1 protein-coding gene is annotated in these 1,126 nt (G+C 44.8%); it reads left to right on the top strand.

Annotation, left to right across the window (positions count from 1 at the left end; genetic code table 11):
• On the top strand, nucleotides 1-1,126 hold a 1,126-nt coding region (locus JX312_RS13910), incomplete at both ends, for an ATP-binding protein (RefSeq protein ID WP_304505012.1).

The following is a 1,126-nucleotide window of genomic DNA, read 5'->3' as shown; positions in this document are numbered from 1 at the left end:
AATGAAGCAATTAACGACATCGGGTCAACGCTGTGGACACGACTGAAACTGGTTAAGAACGGCAGTGTCTGCAATTCTGCGGCGGTTCTCTTTGGTAAAGAATTTTTCGATTATCCTCAGTGCAGATTGCGTCTTGCCCGGTTCAAAGGAACTGATAAACAATATTTCATCGACAATCAGCAGCATGTCGGCAACATCTTCCAGTTGGTGGATGCAGCAATGGCTTTCTTTTTCAAGCACCTCAATCTTTCAGGCACGACATACCACAGAATAATTCGAGAGGATGAACTTGAAATTCCATACGATGCTTTGCGTGAGGCCGTTGTCAACGCCTACTGTCATATGCGGTGGGGATATGAAATTGCCACTGTCGGGATTGCGATTTATGATGACTGCATTATAATCGAAAACGCCGGACGCTTTCCGGTCAGGATCTCGCCAAACGTACTTATGCAGAGAGAGGAGGAAGACCGCAAAAACACATCAATGCCTCCGAATCCGGTGATCGCCAATGTCATGTATATCGGAGGTCTGATTGAGCACTGGGGGCGTGGCCTGTCGATGATGGCGAGAGAATGTGAGCGCGTAGGACTGCCGGCCCCGACATTTAATCAGGACGGTATTATTGTCAAAACTACTTTTGTACGTCCTTATGATACGAGCAAGGATACAGCAGGAGTAAGTAAGAGTAAGTTGGGAGTAAGTAAACAAACAGATGACGTTCTTCCTATAAAAGTGAGCTTACTTAAACTCATAAAGGCCATTGGAGAGGACTGGTACTCCTCATATGATTTATGTGACATACTGGGTTACAAATCGCGCAACTCATTTGTAAGACAGCATCTTAATCCGGCAATAGATGGAGGCATTATAGCACTTGAAAAGCCAGACAAGCCTAATGCTCCCAACCAAAGATACGGCTTGACTCTTAAAGGCAAGGCTCTGTATTATGAACGTCACGATGATAAGATTGACGTTGAAAATGACCCGCAAAAAGACCCGCAAAATAATTTCGAGGGTCAAATTGACCCGCAAAATACGGCTGATGACCCGCAAAAAGCGGCTATATTTAAAGCAATAAAGAGTAACCCTTCGATTAGCAGGGTAGAATTGGCCAATACCATAG

Source organism: Barnesiella sp. CU968, from assembly GCF_905219685.1.
Taxonomy (GTDB): Bacteria; Bacteroidota; Bacteroidia; order Bacteroidales; family Muribaculaceae; genus Lepagella; species Lepagella muris_A.
Note: the sequence above shows the minus strand (reverse complement) of the source record. Positions and strands in the feature narration are given on the sequence as shown.